This is a genomic window from Bacillus sp. JK62, from assembly GCF_053663455.1.
Map to the genome: position 1 here is coordinate 375,540 of NZ_JBSJQA010000006.1, position 16,885 is coordinate 392,424.

The following is a 16,885-nucleotide window of genomic DNA, read 5'->3' on the forward strand; positions in this document are numbered from 1 at the left end:
CGTCCTCCTTGGTTCTCAATACAATACTGTTTCGATTAAATTTCCAGTTTTCCTGCTATGCACTCGAAAATTTCCTTTTTTTTCTGCTCAATATCAACAGGCGGCGTCATATCTGTCCATGAAACGGGCATTTTATTGCGAAACCAGGTCAGCTGGCGTTTCGCATATCGCCTTGAATTTTGTTTTAATTGCTCCACAGCCTGAGGGAGCGGCACTTTTCCATCAAGATATTCATACAGCTCTTTATAGCCGATCGCCTGAATCGATTGGCTGTCCCGGATATTCATGTCATACAGCCGCTTTACTTCGTCAAGAAGGCCGGTTTCCAGCATCAGGTCAACGCGCTCGTTAATCCGGCCGTACAGCACTTCTCTGTCCATTGTAAGACCGATAAGAACCGCATTGTAAAGCAGCTCCCGTTTTTGGGTTTTAAGATGCTCTGACATTGTTTTTCCCGATACATGCAGGATTTCGAGCGCGCGGATGACTCTTCGCGTATTGTTTTGATGAATGGCTGCCGCCGCTTCCGGGTCGGCTGCCGCAAGCTTGGCATGAAGCGCTTCCGCCCCTTCTTCAGCCGCCAGTTTCTCCATGCGCTCCCGGAATACAGGGTCGCCGGAGTTTTCCGTGAACGTATAGTCATACAGCACGGACTGAATGTACAGACCAGTCCCCCCGACAATCATCGGCAGCTTTCCTCTACCGGCAATCTCGGTGATTTTTCCCCTTACCATTTTCTGATAATCCGCCGTTGAAAAAGTGTCGGACGGCTCCAAAATATCAATCAGGTGATGCGGCACGCCTTCTGTCTCTTCTTCGGTGACTTTGGCCGTTCCGATGTCCATCCCTTTATATACCTGCATGGAATCTCCGCTGATGATTTCCGCATTCAGCATTTTCGCGAGTCCGATGCTTAGTTTTGTTTTTCCGACTGCCGTCGGTCCGACGAGTATGACGACAGGCTGTTTTTTATTTTTCAATATGTATCACTCTCTTTTATAAATCTCCCCCTAATTATAGCATTCATTTCTTCAGGCACCTATCCATTTTGCCCTTTTTCCTGAGCGCTAAACATCCGCTACCACCCGATCGGCTCGTTTCCGACAACCTCTCTCGTTTTTCCTTTGAGCGTATGGCGGTGCGTTTTCCGTCCTTTCTCCCGCGGATCGTAAACGACGCCGCCGTGCTGGATCTGAATCGGCTCATTGTAGGCGGCAAAGGTGGTCTCTGAAAGCTCATGGTAATGTGTTCCGTCAACCCTCGGGATGGCAGGGCCGGAAATGCCGTAATACCTATGAAAATGGCCGTTTTCAAACGAGGTGATGCCCGTATAGAAATGTGTATGCTCATCTGTATTGCTGCCGTTCTCCGGCTGCGAAAAGCCTTCGATCACATGGTAATGCCCCTGCACTACATCCGTAACAGCCCGGTATGCGTGTGTGTGCGGAGGTTTTTTTGACCAATCGGACTGATACAGGCCCACAAAAGCTCACTCCTTTATTTTTTGATAAACGCCCAATCAAAAATTGGTGGGCTGAATACTCTGTTATCATCTCAAATTTATTCTTGGAGGTACCTAAATTATGAATGAAGAATACACATACGAAGCAGATAGTGATATGAGACAGTTTGGACGGCCCGGATTTGGGTTTGGACGGCCGGGCTTCGGGTTCGGGCGTCCCGGATTCGGATTCGGCTTCGGGCGGCCGGGTTTTGGTTTTGGCCGGCCTTGGTTTGGCCGCCCTTGGTTTGGCGGGTTCGGACGGCCGTTTGGTTTTTACGGCGGACCGTTTGTCGGAGGGCTTGTCGGGGGGCTTGTCGGAAGCGCTTTGTTCAACCCGTATTTGTACGGAGGTTACGGCTACCCTTACTATCCGTATTACTACTAAGACAATCAAAAAGGGCTCCTTTCAGGGGCCTTTTTATATAGGCCTAATGTCTTGACTTGGCGGGCAAAGTTCGGATATTATTTTATTTTACTGCCTTAAACAAAAGGCATAAGGATTATGATGAGAGGGGGATTTGATATGATTCTGGGTTATATCTTCCTCACAATTGCTATTTTATCAGAGTCAATCGGCGCGGCCATGCTGAAGGTCTCCCGCGGATTTACGCGGTTTTTGCCGAGCGCGCTTGTAGTGGCAGGCTATTCATTGGCCTTTTATATGCTTTCACTGACACTGAATCTCATTCCGCTCAGCTTATCCTATGCAACATGGAGCGGAGCCGGAACGGTGCTCGCATCCATTATCGGAGCGAAATGGTTTCATGAAAAACTGGACAAGCAGGCCGTCATCGGACTTGTATTCTTATTAGCCGGTGTCATTCTGATGAATTGGTAGAAAGGAGAAGCATGATATGAAAGGATTACTCTGCCTGGCATTAGCCATTGTATCAGAAGTGTTCGGAAGCACGATGCTGAAGCTGTCGGACGGTTTTACGCACTTATGGCCCGCTCTCGGCGTCATTGCCGGAATCGGAGCCTCTTTTATGTTTTTGAGCTTCTCTTTGAAAAGCCTTGATTTATCCGCCGCATACGCGACATGGTCAGGTGTCGGCACGGCTTTAACGGCAATTGTCGGCTTTTTTGTTTTTAAGGAAGCCATGACAGCCAAAATGATGATCGGGCTTATTTTTGTCATCACAGGCGTCATCCTGCTGAACCGTTCCAAGTCTCAAAAAGCTAAAAAAAATCAAACGGCCCGGAGCTGACCGTTTGAACTCGTCAAGCGCGGGCAGCTTTTACTTCAACCTCAAGCTCCATCTCCACGTTTCCTTGGATCGCTCGTGAAATCATACAGGAGGACTCCGCTTTTTGCGCTAACTTCCTGGCGAGCGTAAAGTCCGTTTCGGCTGCATCCGGCTTTAATAATATAAACGGGCGGTGAATGATTTTCTGGTACGTGAACACACCGTTCGTGACGTCTACAATTCCTTCAGATTCCATATGTAGATCTTCTTTATCCAGACCGCTTCTTTCCATCATCGCCGCAAGCGTTATAATATAACAGGTCGCAGCCGCTCCAAGCAGCATTTCATCAGGATTTGTGCCTTCTCCGGGTCCGTCCATTTCCTTAGGAATGGACACAGCCGTTTCCAGCCGGCCGCTTTTAATATCGCCGACGTCATTGCGATTTCCGGGCCAATTTGCTTTTAAATAAAAGTGATGTTTTGCCAAGGGACAAACCTCCTTTTTTTTCAGTTTACTCACCTTTCACTGGTTTGTCTTTTTTTAAGCTCACGAATACTCTTGATTGATCACTCTTTTTATCGTACGGACAAACCGGTAAAATTCCTCCGTTTTTGTGAATTCTCTTTCGCGGTAATCAAAATTATCAAAAAACGCTTCCCGCTGTTCTCTGCTGATCTCAAGCTGTATACTCAGCCCGGTTTGCGCCTGGTTATTGATATTTTCGGTGTCAACCCCGGCCAGACCGGTTTTTGAGGTTGCCAATTCTGCAGGAAATCCGTTTCGTTTGAGAGCTCTCACCAATTTTTTCGCCCGCTTCCGGTCGCTTCCTCCGACAAGAGTATTTTTCTCGTCGCCTTTATAACCGTGAACTGCGATAACATAATGGTGCTGCTTAATGCTTTCGACTGCTGAAGGCTCATCGAACTTGGTGCTCGTAATATGAAGAGTCTGGTTATCATGCGCTTTTAATCCCTCAAACAGGTAGGTTGAATAATCATCCCTGAAAGAGCGGACGATCTCGCTCACCCCGCCCTCAATTCTCCCTCCGTGCGGCGACATGATCAATACGGGGCTCCCCTTTCGCTTATTGTATGATATATGATAATCATCGGGGTCTTCATGTTCAGCCAGATCTTTAAAATCTGTGTATGTATCAGAAGAATTCGAGGGATCAGGGTCTGACGCATAATGAGCACATCTTATTAGTAAGACCATTGCTACGATAATGATGACATTAAGTAAAATTCTTTTCATCAGCTCTCCTTCTTTGCTCCTTTCTGAAAAATGAAATATTCATTATATGGATTTTTGTCAATAGGTCTTATCTTAACATTCTATTAACATTATCATCAGTGAAAAACTTCCCGGTTTCGAAAAATCAATGGATTGTCACGGTTCAAGCGCTCAAATGCCGAGCATCAGTGAAAAAAGGTTGAGAGAGGGCAAAAAAAAAGGGAGGAACGCCCGAATTTTCAGGGGCGGGAGATTCACGGCCGGAAACGGACGGCATCAAGAATACGCTTTTAAAAATGAATATCCGCCTCCCGAAGCAAATGCACAGGACAGAATGGAGCCCGTCAAAAAAGTTCTCATCTGCCTTTTTGTACAGCAAAATGCCGTTACAGCCCGCTCATCCCCTTTTTTTATCATAATGGTCCGTTTTGAAACGGAGCCGTCTTTTTTCATATATATATAATATCAATCGGAAGCTGTTTTTCCAAGGAGTGTCTCAATATGATGTTCATGTATATACCCCTTTCCGCCGGATTCATTATAAACCAACAAACGTTCCGACCCAACTCGATTTCTTCTCCTGAAAAAGCCGCAAGTAACCAGCGCTCCTGAAGGACAAACAAACTGACCGAACATATGGCCTGTTCATATGGTATAGAGAGAATCGCCAGAATGGGAGGAAAAGTATATATGTTTGGTTACTCAATGGTACAAATGGTGCGGTCAAATGCTCATAAGCTGGACTGGCCGCTCAGAGAAAACGTATTACAGTTATATAAACCTTTCAAATGGACACCTTGCTTTTTGCACAATTTTTTCGAAAAAAAGGTGAAAAACAGAAAGAAAATGTCAGTCATCATTGAATTTGAAGAGGGCTGCCATGAATCCGGTTTTCACAGCACAGAACAGGTCTTATCAAAAGAAAAACGCTGCACCATAAAAAAGCAGTTTCAAACAATCAATTGCTGCAGCGCCGAAGTCACTCCGTCCGCCCTTCACATGCTTCTTTCGCAATGCCGGGATATCCGTAAAATCTATTTAAACCGTGAAGTAAAAGCTCTCCTTGATACGGCAGCTGAATCGTCTCATGCAAAAGAAGTGACCCGTAACGGCACCGTATTAACAGGAAAAGGCGTAACCGTCGCCGTTATTGATACCGGAATCTACCAGCATCCCGATTTAGAAGGCAGGATTATCGGATTTGAGGACTTTGTCAACCAAAAGACAGAACCGTATGATGACAACGGGCACGGCACCCATTGCGCCGGTGATATCGCAAGCAGCGGCGCTTCATCTTCGGGTAAATATCAGGGGCCGGCGCCGGAAGCCGATCTGATCGGAGTCAAGGTTTTAAACAAATCAGGATCAGGAACCTTGGCTGATATCATTGAAGGTGTGGAATGGTGCATACAATATAATAAAGAACACACAAAGAATCCGATCAGAATCATCAGCATGTCACTGGGCGGAGATGCGCTCAGATATGATAAAGAAACGGACGACCCGCTCGTCAAGGCCGTTGAAGAGGCATGGAATGAAGGAATCGTCGTCTGCGTCGCCGCGGGCAACTCCGGTCCGGAAGCTCAAACGATTTCAAGCCCCGGTGTCAGCGAGAAGGTCATCACGGTAGGCGCCTATGATGACAATGATACAGCCAGCAATGAAGACGATACGGTCGCTTCTTTCTCAAGCCGCGGCCCGACGGTGTACGGAAAAGAGAAGCCTGACATTCTTGCGCCCGGGGTCGATATCGTATCTCTCCGTTCTCCGCGTTCATATCTTGACAAATTACAGAAATCAAACCGAGTAGGCTCCTTGTATTTCAGTCTTTCGGGCACGTCCATGGCCACTCCGATCTGTGCGGGCATCGCCGCCTTAATCCTTCAGCAAAACCCGCAGCTTTCGCCTGACGAAGTGAAAACATTGATCAAACAAAGTCCGGATCAATGGACAAATGAAGATCCGAACATTTACGGAGCGGGCGCAGTGAACGCTGAAAACGCCGTGCCGAAAGAGTAACCTTTTTATCATGAGAACGGGGTCGTCTGCAGCGGCAGATGACTCCGTTTTTCAGATGAATAGATGAAACATTTATAATGAAGGAACTCGGAACAGGTCAGAACCGGCTGTCAGAAAAAAAGATCAATGCAAGGCAGTGTATTTCTAAAAAAATAGGGAATAAGTATGGTGTAGATAAAAGGAGGAATCACAATGGCACTTACAAACACCGAATTGTCTGAATGGCTGCAAAAACAGATCGGACAAACGCTTGATATCAGAAAAGGAGAGCTGACAGACAGCCGAAACGAGATTTCTGATATGGATCAGATCATGCTTCACCTTGATGATGTTCTCGTCCGCCGGACAAACCATCCCGATGACTATGTAGCGGATGAAGAACTCGTCTTAAAAGGGCACGGCACAACCTATACGGAGGAAGGAAATGTCCCGCTTCCCCAAGATGCGTATGAAATTCCTCTGCTCGGCGACATTACCATCCAAAAGGAGCAAGACGGATTAAAGGTACATACAGATCGGGCCGTGTATACAATCGGGACCCGGAAAGAGCAATAAAAAGAAAAAACGCCCTGAATCAGCGGCGTTTTTTTATTGGTTTTTTTCTTCAGAATATCCGTGGAACATCGTGAATGCGCAAAGCATAATGCCTAAAATAATGATAATCGGGAGCCAGATCACGGCAAACTTATAATCCGGTTCGGCAAAAGCGCCTATGACCGCCCCAAAGCAATACAGAACCAAGGCAAGCGCGCGCAATACAGCATCTCTCGTAAACTGCTTCCGCTTGTCCGCTTTGTAAAACCTTGCGGTGAGATCTTCAAAAAAATTAGCGAGCGTTCCCGTTAATACGGTCGTGGAAATCCCCGCTACACCAAGTTTTCTCGCGGCTGTCGTCTGCATTCCCATTGCGAAGCTGAGCAGCATAATCAGCACATAAACAGAAATGGCATCTGCAAAAAAGCAAGAGAACAAAGCAAACAGCAGCAAAACAGCTCCTTCAATAGCTAAAGCGGCAGTTACCGCAGGGGGCCAGAATGATTTCTTTTTATTGCCCACAAGCAAGGCCGCGGCAATAACGCCGGCAATAAATCCGATTAACGAGGTTAACGATTTGAGTACGGCAAGGTGCCATGAGTTGCCGATCGCCAGGCCGAACAGAACGATATTCCCCGTCATATTGGCGGTAAAGATATGTCCCAGGCTTAAATAACCGATCACATCCACAATTCCCGCTGTTAAACAAAGAAGTAAAAGTGCAATATTTCGGTATGTAGTCACTGTCAATGTGATCCAATCCTTTCTCATGCTGATTCCAACATATAAGTTTACTCTTCGCCATTTCATATGTCCAGCCGGCGCGCCGCTTTTTCAAAGCATAAAAAAAACTCCGGCGAACCGGAGAAGTTACTGAACGATAAATAATACTCTCGTGCCGTCGGAATAGCCGCTCATTTGATTTCCAACCCATGAACCGGCCCCGCGGTTATCCGACGGGGTTACATATCTGATATCAGCCCCCGCCCCGCCTTCTGTGCAGACTGCCATGGGCCATTCATCACGGTCAAACCCGGGCTTTGTCGGAATTCCTTTCAATGATTCTTTCCTTCTATTCTCCGCTCCGCCCCGATCAATTGTACAAATCTCAGAATGACCTGCCGAAATGGCGTCTTTTATATGATTTCCCGTCTCTGGATATTTTGACAGCGGGAAATACAGCACCTGATCGTATCGGGATGCGGCACGAGCAGCACTGTCCGAATGGATGCCGGCGCCCGTAAGGCCGAACTGAAGAGAGATCACCAAAAGCAGACTTGCCGCCCATTTCATAAACGCATTCATTCACATCCTCCTTAAGAAGTTGATATGAAGCGTAAATATGTATATTAGCCGGATTTAACACACATGATGAATTGGCAAAAAAAGTTTGCTGTTTTGTTGATAATTAACGAAAATGGCGGCTTTACGATTTATCTATTGAACCGGCTTCTGTTTCCTTATATATTTTAGACATACTTATGAGCCGTTGTGATCAGTGTCTTCGGCAGATAAAAGGAGGAATGCCGTCCGGTCGGCAGGCACCGGCTGTTGGTTATGTCTTTTCAAAAACATGAAGGCGGGGAAATCCAGATGGAAAAAACAATGTTTCACCCACACTCACCCGAGTTTCACGAAGACCCTTTTGCGGTTTTAAGCAGATTCAGAGAGCAGGACCCCATACATAAATTCGAACTGCAGCGTTTCGGAGGCACCTTTCCGGCATGGCTCATCACGCGTTATGATGATTGTATGGCGTTTTTAAAAGACGGCAGAATTACGAGAGATGTAAGACGGGTCATGCCGAAGGAGCTGATCGCAAAGCTGAATGTCAGCGAAGATATCGATTTTGTCTCAGAGCATATGCTGGCAAAAGACCCTCCGGATCATTCACGTCTTCGATCTTTGGTGCATCAGGGGTTCACTCCCCGGATGATTGAGCAGCTTCGCACCGGGATAGAGCAGATCACAGAAGAGCTGCTGGATGAAATGGAAACAAAAGCAGACCCTGATATTATGAGAGATTTCGCGGCACCCCTTCCGTTTATCGTCATTTCCGAGCTGCTCGGAATTCCGAAAGAGGACCGCGCCAAATTTCAAGTGTGGACTAACGCGATGGTTGACACGTCAGAAAGCGGACAAGATGCGACCAACCAGGCTCTCAAAGAATTTAAACAATATATGAAAACACTGATCGAAGATAAAAGAAAACATCCGGCTGAAGATCTGACAACCAAGCTTATTTACGCTGAAGAGGACGGCCAAAAGCTGAGTGAATCAGAGCTGTATTCCATGCTGTTTTTGTTAGTCGTTGCCGGGCTTGAAACAACGGTTAACCTTCTCGGCTCCGGCACCCTGGCGCTTCTTCTGCACAAAGACCAGATGGAGAAGATAAAGCGGCAGCCCGAAAATATCCAGACGGCGGTCGAAGAGCTTTTGCGGTATACCTCTCCCGTCATCATGATGGCGAATCGATGGGCGCTTGAAGATTTCACCTATAAAGATGTTTCTATTAAAAAAGGCGATATGATATTTATCGGCATCGGTTCAGCCAATCGGGACCCGGAATATTTCGATGATCCTGATACATTAAATATAGCGAGAACACCGAACCGTCATATCTCTTTTGGATTCGGCATTCATTTTTGTCTCGGGGCTCCGCTCGCCCGGATGGAAGCATCCATTGCCTTTACTTCGCTTTTAAAACGGTTCCCGAATATAGAGCTGAAAGGCGCGCCCGAGGATGTAACATGGAGAAAAAACGTGTTTTTGAGAGGGCTTGAAACATTGCCTGTCAGATTTTAATATCGCCCCCTGTTTATCGGGGGTTTTTTTAATGTCTTATAAACAGGAAATCAATATAATAGTGAATATTTAGTACATAATGAATTTAGTTCTATGTATAAAAAAAACGGCCGGATTGCTCCGGCCGTTCTCTATTACCGTTTTACCAATTCATTTGTTTCGTCCAGCTTTTTTCTGAAAGATTTAAGGAAATTTGCGCTTATCGTTCCTTTGTTTGCGTACAGTTTTTCGCAGAATGCCTTAATGGCGTTTTGCGGCTTTGGTTCCGACAGCATTGTGACATGATTGGAGGAGTGGACGTCCAGCAGGTGAAAGTGTTTCATCTGGTGTTCCCATTCTTTCCAATACGCATCATGGTCTAACGGAATTTGTTCTTCTTCTGCTGTCAGATAACGTTCAAGATCTCCGAGGAACAAACCGCTTTTATTACGGAAGTAGTAGCATTGCAGCGCTTCCGGATGAGGCAGCGGCTTCATGTCATACTCTTCCATTCCGTAAGCGAGCTGCGTCTTCATCATTTGCTCCAGCTGCATCCGGATCGCTTCTTCGGATTTTGGCAGACCGCGCTTTTTGGCAAGGCCGATCAATTCTTTCAATACTTCTTCTTCCTCAGCCTGGACGGTAATGTCTTCTCTGCTGATTAATGCCTCTTCAAGGTTTTCAGGCTTAAGATATGCCGTAAGCATCGTATTGATCGTTTGCAGCATGACTGACTTAACAGATGGTTTTCTTTCTTTCCATTTTTCACTGTACGGGGTGTCGATCATGACGGCGCTTTTTACTGTATGACCTTCCTCCTGCAAGAGGCGCGCGGTTTCATATGCAAGCATTCCGCCCAAGGAATATCCGCCGAGGTCATAAGGGCCTTTCGGCTGTACCGCTTGGATGATTCTCATATAAGAAGCGGCCGTCTCTTCGATTCCTTGCAGCGGCTCTTTCCCTGTCAAACCTCTTGCCTGGATGCCGTAAAAAGGACGCTGACTCTTTTTGGCGAATGGCTGGTATGCTTCAACGCCTCCTGTTCCGCCGTGAAACCAAAAAACAGGACGGCCTTTTTCTCTTTCATTCAGCTTGACGAGTTCGGGAAAATTCCGGCCCGCCTCATGCGGTTGGTTCGTTTTTAACAGCATGCCGATCTCCTGAAGAGTGCTGCATTTCTGAAGAGCTTCCAGACTGATGCGGCTGTCTCCGTCCTCAAGTTTTTTCAGCAGCTGAATACAGGAGATTGAATCGAATCCGTATTCAGTCAGCGGCTTATTTTGATCAATTTCCGCTGCCTTCATCCCCAAAATGTCAGCCACAATGTCAGCTGCGCTCTCGCGGCGGAGCTGAGGGTCCTGGGAAACCGGTGCAAGGCTGATCTCTTCTGGCTGACCGCCGTTCCAATACTTGTGGTGTTCAAAAGGATATGTCGGAAGCGGCACTCTTTGAACAGATTCGCCTTGGTGGAGTCTGTCCCACGGTATATCCGCTCCTTTCACCCAGCAAAATGCAAGCTTTTCCAGATTGTTTTCAGCCAACAGCGTCTCCGTGACGACTGTACCGAGAGTCCCTTCCAGTAAAACGCCGATATCTCCTGATCCAGTCTGCTGACTGCCTGTAAAGAAGCTTTTCATTCCATTGCTTTCTTCGGAAAATGCTCTGTACTCTTTCAGTTTTTCCAGCAATTCATCTTGATTGCGGGCAACGAGTGCCAAGCGGCAGTTCATCGCCTCACGGCCGGTCTGAAGCGTATAAGCAATATCCCGCAATGACGGAGTATCTCCAGTTTGCACAAAATCAGCCAGCTGACCTGCGGCCGCCTTAAGACGCCCTTCGCTCTTAGCAGAAAGCACGATAAGCTGCGGGTCATGCTCAGATTCTTTGTCTTTATGGCTCGGGCTGTACTGTTCCAAGACGACATGCGCATTCATGCCGCCGAAGCCATAGCTGTTAATTGCGGCCCGGCGCGGGATCGGTCTGCCCGTATGGTCGGTGAGCTGTGTCCATTCCTGATTGTCTTCGGTGAAACGGAAGCGGCTTTTTTGAATAGCCATTTGCTCATTTGCAGCTGTAAATCCGGGAATGCCCGGGATGGTATGATGCTTCATGGCCATCGCTACTTTTATAAGGGCGGCCAGTCCGGAAGCGAGTTCGCCGTGCCCGATGCAAGGTTTCACGGTGCTGATATAACAAGGCGTGCTTTCCTCTTGATTTGCAGACTCGCCGTAACCCGCTTTGATTGCATTAAACTCCAGCGCATCTGCCATTTCGGAGGCAATGCCGTGCGCTTCAATATAAGTGACGGTTTGCGGATCAACATCGGTGTCTTCGTACGCTTTTTTCATCGCGGCCTTCATTCCCGCCGGATTCGGTGCGTGAAGCGACATGCCTTTACCGCCGTGAGACACTCCTGTTCCTTTAATGACCATGTGAATATGATCGCCGTCTTCAATTGCCGCCTCAAGCGGTTTGATGATGATCACGCCCGCCCCTTCGCTTCTGACAAAGCCATCCGCATCTTTTTGGAACGATTTCGCCCGGCCGTTTTTGCTTAAATATCCCATTGAGTCAAAACCGATAAAACCTTTCGGCGATTGCAGAATATTGGCGGCGCCCACGACAGCCTGCTCACATTCGTTATGACGGATTGATTGAACCGCCCTGTGCAATGCCACCAGCGTTGACGTGCAGGCAGCCTCGTAATATTCACTCGGTCCTTGTAAATTCAAGGCATATGATATCCTGTTCGGAATGATGGACGGAATGGCTGTTCCATTGTTCGGATCGCTGTTGCCCGCGGCAACGAAAACGCCTGTCGTCCTGCTTGATAATGCCTTATTTGTCAGGCCCGCATCCTCCATTGCCTTCCATGTATGCATCAAAAGCAGAAACTGCTCCGGCCCCATTTGTGATGCCTCTTTAGGAGAAATTCCGAAAAAGAGCGGGTCAAATTCTCCGACACCGTCAATAAAACCGCCCCATCTGAGACTCGTGTCATTCTCATCGCCGGCGTAACGGCGCCAGTCCCAGCGGTCCGCCGGAATTTCGGTAATACAGCGATCCCCGTTTACGATGTGCCCCCAAAAAGACTGGATATCCGGGGATTGCGGAAACTGAGCTGACATACCGATAATCGCGATTCCTTGCTTGACATCGGCGTTTTCACAAGGCGTATGCTGTTTCTTCGGTAAAGTGCGCTCTTCTGTTTCCGTGACCCCAGCCTCTTCTGAATGCTTATGATCGGCAAGCAATTGAGAAAACTTGCTCTCATATGCTGACGCGAAGTGGCGGGTCAGCTCCTCCGCCGTCGGATACTCGAAAAACAATGTTGGATTCACATCGATGTCCGCCTCTTGGCCGATCTCTTTTGTCAGCCCGATCAGACTCGCTGAATCAAGTCCCAATTCCATGATATTCGCGTCAGAACGAAGAGAGGACGCGGGTTCATCCATCATCTTGGCGAGCTTGCCAAGGACGTAGCTGCGGATATCATCTGTCAGACTGCCGGCAGAAATCGGTGCTCCCGCATTCTTAACAGCCGTTCGGGCCGGCTGATTCATCTGTTCGGTTTTCGGGCGGAACCGTTTCAGGGCATAGCCTTCAAAACGCATCACCACTTCCGATCGGCTGCTGATGACATCTGCGTTAATCAGAATCATTTCCCCCGTTTGTTTGGCCAGCTTGATGTGCAGCCAGCAATCGGTAAGATTTTCCGGGTTGCTGAAGGTGACGGAATTAATGCCGAACGGCAGATAGCTTTCCGCCTCTGTTTGGTCCAATAAAGAAAGCGAGGCCAAGTAAGCACTGTTGGCGATTAACGGATTTATGGCATAATGATGCGCTTGTTGTGAGTCGCTATTGTTCAGGTTCACTTTCGCTAAAACGGCATCAGTGCCTTTGTACAGGCGGGTGATCGTTTTAAATTCTTCTCCCCACACGACGGTTCCCGTTCCGTCTCCGTATAACTCATCTATCCGGCCCACTTCCCGGTATGAGCGCTGAATGGCCGCCAGATCCGCGTGCTGCTTTTGAAACGGATACGGGCTGCACTCGGCATACGCCGCTATGCTCCAATCAGGAGACGTGCGGCTGCGGTGCATTATGCTCAGTTCAAATCCATCCCCGTTTTGTTTCGATTCTGTTTTCAGCTCGATGCGATCGCCTTTTTTTACGGTAATGGGGCTGACGTAATTCAGTTTTTTAATATGTCCTCCCTCTGCTTCAGGAAAAAGATCACAAAAATGATCGACTGCCAGACTGTTATATGTAGCGCCGACGAGTACCGGTTCTCCGCTGAATTGATGCCCTTTCACGTATGGGTCGTCATCACTGTATACCGCCTGAACGCCGGCAGCGTTTTCTGATTCACCGAAATGAAAAGAAGTCCCGTGGTCAAAAGCGTAGGCCGGCAGATGAACGGCGTGCTCTTGCTGCAACTGATCAAACGTGATATTCTCTCCTTTTTCCCATTGCCACGCACGCCGGCCGATATCAGAATCGGAGAAATTGAGATTCCGCTGATCCATGCGGTAAGCGGCCAGTTTTTCCGACAGTTCCTGAACGGAAGCAGCCGTAAATGCCGCCCGATACTCCGGATGATGCGTTCTTTTTTGCAGAGCGGATGCGATGGCGGCCGGATGAAGAGATGGCGTTTTTTCTAAAAAGGCCGCCAGTCTCTCAAGATAGGCTTCAAAACTCCATTTTGTTTTCGCTGACACAGGGAAAATATATTCCTCATTGCCGTGACGGGCATGATTAGAATTCGGATTGATATATTCTTCTACGATGAGATTTGCATATGCCCCGCCTGCCCCGAAGGAATTGATCATGCTTCTCCGCGGTATGATGTCTCCCGTCTCGGCATCCTTCAGACGCTCCCAATACTCGGTTTTCTCCTGCAGGTAAAAGGCCGTTTGTTCAAGCGCGATATTCGGATTTTGCGGTTTTGCATTAATGGTTGGAACTAATGTTTCCCGCTCCATTTGCAGCAGCACTTTCGCGAGCTGGGACATCCCGGAGGCCGCCTCTAAATGGCCGAGATTTGACTTGACGGATCCAAGCGCGCAAAATCGTTTTTTATCGGTATATTGCGAGAACGCGTTTGTCAGGGCAATGACCTCAATCGGATCTCCCAATACAGAGCCGTTTGCCGCTGATTCAACATAACTGATTGTTTCCGGATTGATTCCGGCCTTGTCAATGGAAGCCGCCATGAGCTTCGCCTGCTGTTTCGGATCCGGAGCCGTGTACATCTGCCTTCCGCCGCTATGGCACAACGCGCTGCTTTTAATGATCCCGTAAATATGGTCTTTGTCGGCAACCGCTTTGGAGAGCGGCTTCAAGAGCACTGCTCCGACTCCTTCTCCCGGCATCAGACCCGTGCCGGTTCCGAAGCTTTTGCTTTCACTTCCCTGCTCAAGCAAATTCGCCCGTTCGAGCGCATCATATTTAGACGGTTCAAGCGTGAGATTGATCCCTCCGGCAATCGCCATGGAACAGCTGTTAAGCTTCAGGCTTTCACAGGCGAGATGAATGGCGCTCAGTGAGCTGGAGCATGCGGTCGTAACGCCCATGCTCGGACCCGTTAAATTGAAAAAGTGGGAAATGCGGTTGGCGATATGCCAATCCCCTCCGTTAGAGCTGAGCGCAGCTTTTTCCAATGACGGGATATTCCAGAAATATTGATTGTACATACTGCCCATAAATACACCAATTCCGCTGTCTGATTCCTGCCATTCGTTTACTCTCTCTAACGAGTAGCCTCCGTTTTCAAATGTTTCCCATACGGTTTCAAGGCTTAGACGGAGCTCAGGCGTCATCTCCATCACATGGTCTTCCCGGATGTCAAACAAGTGATGGTCAAAAGCGTCAATATGCTGCAGAAATCCGCCGTACCGTGTTTTGCGTTCTTCTTTTCGTGTTTCTTTTGCCATCGTTTTCAGAAGACCGGACTTCCATCTGTTTTCCGGAGCTTCCGTAATACAGCTGTCTCCGGCTTTTAAATGCTCCCACAGCTCATCGAGGGTTTCAGACTCGGGATAGCGGCCGCTGATGCCGATAATGGCAATGTCGTCACGATCTGAGCGATTATCGGTGACGGTTTCTGTTTCCGGCTTTAGCGCTTTTGGCTCTTTTTGTTCAGTGATAAATCGCCGTGTTTCCGTGACAAGCGGCACCGGTTCATTCATTGCAGGTTCCGGATGCTCCGTTTCAGGAGGCGCTTGATCGGCTCCGAATGCCTGTTGCAGCTTATCCGGGTAAGTTTCCAGCAAATACTCGGCAAGTTCTTTCGTATTCGTGTGTTCAAATAAGACCGTTTTCGGCAGCTCGCCCGTCAATGTTTCCAGTTCACGGATAAAATTCACCTGCAAAATGGAGTCGATGCCGTATTTTTCAAAGCTGGTTTCCAACTGAATGCGCTCGGGAGCAAGTTTTATGGACTTGGCTAACGTTTCTTTTATGAATTGCACCGTCCGGTCTGTGACTGAGAAAGACGGTTCTGTGAAATCAGCCGGCTCTTTGGAAGCCGCAATTTCTTCAACCGCCTGCGCGTCCGGCTGCTTTTGCCTGATGACGCCGTCGCTTTCTGCCGCCACGATCTGCTGGCCGAGGTGATGTGACGATTCCGCCATAAATGTAACGTACCGATATCCCTCGCTTTCCAGCGCAGACTGCCAAGCTTCAGGATACAGCCCAGGGCATCCGGGAATGCGCAGTTTGGCGTCTTCATACAGCCACCAGCCTTCCAAAAGACCGAATGTCAGATGAGAATAAACCGAATGGCTGCTGATCTCATTTAATAGCAAAATCCCATTCTTTTTAAGCACCGCTTTGGCATTGCGAAGTGTCCGCCGAATATTTTTTGTCGCGTGAAGCACATTTGCCGCAATGACCGCGTCATATGCGCCCGCCTCTATACCCTGCAAAGCCGGGGGCTCTTCCACATTAAACCGCTTATAAGTCAAATACGGATTGTCGGGACCGTATTCTTTTTCAGCATGCATGAAAAAGGCCTTTGACAGATCGGTGTAGCAATATTCTTTCACATGATGTTTGACCTCTTTTAAACTTTTGAAAACGGCCGCGCTCGTCCCGCCCGTCCCCGCTCCGATCTCTAATATCCGGATTTCCGCGTTCGGGTCTTCTTTCAGTCGTTCTTCAATGAAAGCCGTCAATGTGTCAGCGAGCACCTCATTAAAGTAGTCTGCCGTTTCATTGTTTTTATAGATTCCTTCAACCAATTCCATTGATGAATCAGGAAACAGAACATCAGTGGCAGAAACTCTGCCGGATAAAATATCCGGCAAAGCTCTGAGAGCGGTCTCCACTAAGGTGATCATCGCCCGTTTGCTGCTGTCCTTGAGCAAAGGAGCTTTCTTTTCATCCCATTCTTGCCACAGAACGTCCGCACGCTCTATCGGACCCGTTAACACATACGTACTGCCAGACTGTTTCAAAAAGCCTTTTTGCACCAAGATGGAGATGCTTTCTTCCAGCCACCTGCCGTAAAACCCCTGCATGACAGGCTGCGTTTCGTTTTCCGTAAAAAATCCGACAGATTTCAGCTGGCCTGCCAATAGTTTGTAAAGAAGATCTTCAGTGTTTTGCAAAGCCGTCCCC

Annotated in this window: 13 protein-coding genes and 1 pseudogene; 6 read left to right on the plus strand and 8 right to left on the minus strand. The window is 48.1% G+C overall.

Annotated elements, in window-relative coordinates; translation table 11 throughout:
- Positions 1-35: 35 nt before the first annotated feature.
- Together miaA and ACWJJ4_RS15435 are read right to left on the minus strand one after the other, a co-directional pair.
- A complete protein-coding gene (gene miaA / locus ACWJJ4_RS15430) occupies positions 36-980 on the minus strand; it encodes a tRNA (adenosine(37)-N6)-dimethylallyltransferase MiaA (RefSeq protein WP_015388203.1) in 945 nt (314 codons plus the stop codon).
- Positions 981-1,078: 98 nt separating this feature from the next.
- Entirely contained in the window at positions 1,079-1,483 is a 405-nt protein-coding gene (locus tag ACWJJ4_RS15435; RefSeq protein ID WP_070081859.1) for a YmaF family protein, read from the minus strand.
- Positions 1,484-1,583: 100 nt separating this feature from the next.
- Here ACWJJ4_RS15435 and ACWJJ4_RS15440 point away from each other — a divergent pair, with 100 nt between their 5' ends.
- The 3 genes from ACWJJ4_RS15440 to erbB all read left to right on the plus strand — a co-directional run bounded on the left by ACWJJ4_RS15440 (position 1,584) and on the right by erbB (position 2,712).
- Complete coding sequence (locus ACWJJ4_RS15440; RefSeq protein WP_015239898.1) at positions 1,584-1,889, plus strand: hypothetical protein; 306 nt, start codon at positions 1,584-1,586, stop codon at positions 1,887-1,889.
- A gap of 138 nt (positions 1,890-2,027) precedes the next feature.
- Complete coding sequence (gene erbA, locus ACWJJ4_RS15445; protein ID WP_003154071.1) at positions 2,028-2,342, plus strand: SMR family multidrug efflux transporter EbrA; 315 nt, start codon at positions 2,028-2,030, stop codon at positions 2,340-2,342.
- A 16-nt stretch (positions 2,343-2,358) separates the two neighbouring features.
- Positions 2,359-2,712, plus strand: a complete 354-nt coding sequence (gene erbB, locus ACWJJ4_RS15450) for an SMR family multidrug efflux transporter EbrB (RefSeq protein WP_003154073.1) — start codon at positions 2,359-2,361, stop codon at positions 2,710-2,712.
- A gap of 13 nt (positions 2,713-2,725) precedes the next feature.
- On the opposite strand, the gene ACWJJ4_RS15455 is transcribed toward erbB, so the two are convergent.
- From ACWJJ4_RS15455 to ACWJJ4_RS15465, 3 genes and pseudogenes are all read right to left on the minus strand, one after another.
- Positions 2,726-3,178 (minus strand): OsmC family protein, encoded by a 453-nt coding sequence (locus ACWJJ4_RS15455; protein ID WP_070081858.1) that lies wholly within the window; start codon positions 3,176-3,178, stop codon positions 2,726-2,728.
- 60 nt (positions 3,179-3,238) lie between these two features.
- Positions 3,239-3,946: a poly-gamma-glutamate hydrolase family protein gene (locus ACWJJ4_RS15460; protein ID WP_003154076.1), complete on the minus strand. Its 708-nt coding sequence runs from the start codon at positions 3,944-3,946 to the stop codon at positions 3,239-3,241.
- Positions 3,947-4,201: 255 nt separating this feature from the next.
- Positions 4,202-4,437: pseudogene (locus ACWJJ4_RS15465) on the minus strand (hypothetical protein).
- Positions 4,438-4,615: 178 nt separating this feature from the next.
- Here ACWJJ4_RS15465 and ACWJJ4_RS15470 point away from each other — a divergent pair.
- Positions 4,616-5,944 carry a S8 family peptidase gene (locus tag ACWJJ4_RS15470; RefSeq protein WP_369614219.1) on the plus strand — a complete coding sequence of 443 codons (1,329 nt, stop codon included), beginning with the start codon at positions 4,616-4,618 and terminating at the stop codon, positions 5,942-5,944.
- A gap of 192 nt (positions 5,945-6,136) precedes the next feature.
- The gene (locus ACWJJ4_RS15475) at positions 6,137-6,499 is read left to right on the plus strand and encodes a hypothetical protein (protein ID WP_007410383.1); all 363 of its coding nucleotides are present in this window, start codon (positions 6,137-6,139) and stop codon (positions 6,497-6,499) included.
- A 33-nt stretch (positions 6,500-6,532) separates the two neighbouring features.
- Here the strand turns inward: ACWJJ4_RS15475 and ACWJJ4_RS15480 are convergent, their stop codons facing one another.
- Both ACWJJ4_RS15480 and ACWJJ4_RS15485 read right to left on the minus strand, forming a co-directional pair.
- Positions 6,533-7,288: a YoaK family protein gene (locus ACWJJ4_RS15480; RefSeq protein ID WP_070081855.1), complete on the minus strand. Its 756-nt coding sequence runs from the start codon at positions 7,286-7,288 to the stop codon at positions 6,533-6,535.
- 60 nt (positions 7,289-7,348) lie between these two features.
- Complete coding sequence (locus ACWJJ4_RS15485; RefSeq protein ID WP_007611576.1) at positions 7,349-7,783, minus strand: NucA/NucB deoxyribonuclease domain-containing protein; 435 nt, start codon at positions 7,781-7,783, stop codon at positions 7,349-7,351.
- A 288-nt stretch (positions 7,784-8,071) separates the two neighbouring features.
- Between ACWJJ4_RS15485 and ACWJJ4_RS15490 the strand changes: the two genes are divergently transcribed.
- Positions 8,072-9,283 carry a cytochrome P450 family protein gene (locus ACWJJ4_RS15490; protein WP_102422503.1) on the plus strand — a complete coding sequence of 404 codons (1,212 nt, stop codon included), beginning with the start codon at positions 8,072-8,074 and terminating at the stop codon, positions 9,281-9,283.
- Between the two features lie 134 nt (positions 9,284-9,417).
- Here the strand turns inward: ACWJJ4_RS15490 and ACWJJ4_RS15495 are convergent, their stop codons facing one another.
- Positions 9,418-16,875, minus strand: a complete 7,458-nt coding sequence (locus ACWJJ4_RS15495; RefSeq protein WP_454021791.1) for a beta-ketoacyl synthase N-terminal-like domain-containing protein — start codon at positions 16,873-16,875, stop codon at positions 9,418-9,420.
- Positions 16,876-16,885: the final 10 nt, after the last annotated feature.

Excerpts from the sequence above, each read along its gene's own strand:
- ACWJJ4_RS15440 (WP_015239898.1), top strand. The coding sequence starts at position 1,584 with ATGAATGAAGAATACACATACGAAGCAGATAGTGATATGAGACAGTTT.
- ACWJJ4_RS15470 (WP_369614219.1), top strand. The coding sequence starts at position 4,616 with ATGTTTGGTTACTCAATGGTACAAATGGTGCGGTCAAATGCTCATAAG.
- erbB (WP_003154073.1), top strand. The coding sequence starts at position 2,359 with ATGAAAGGATTACTCTGCCTGGCATTAGCCATTGTATCAGAAGTGTTC.
- ACWJJ4_RS15460 (WP_003154076.1), bottom strand. The coding sequence starts at position 3,946 with ATGAAAAGAATTTTACTTAATGTCATCATTATCGTAGCAATGGTCTTA.
- ACWJJ4_RS15490 (WP_102422503.1), top strand. The coding sequence starts at position 8,072 with ATGGAAAAAACAATGTTTCACCCACACTCACCCGAGTTTCACGAAGAC.
- erbA (WP_003154071.1), top strand. The coding sequence starts at position 2,028 with ATGATTCTGGGTTATATCTTCCTCACAATTGCTATTTTATCAGAGTCA.
- ACWJJ4_RS15485 (WP_007611576.1), bottom strand. The coding sequence starts at position 7,783 with ATGAATGCGTTTATGAAATGGGCGGCAAGTCTGCTTTTGGTGATCTCT.
- ACWJJ4_RS15475 (WP_007410383.1), top strand. The coding sequence starts at position 6,137 with ATGGCACTTACAAACACCGAATTGTCTGAATGGCTGCAAAAACAGATC.
- ACWJJ4_RS15480 (WP_070081855.1), bottom strand. The coding sequence starts at position 7,288 with ATGAAATGGCGAAGAGTAAACTTATATGTTGGAATCAGCATGAGAAAG.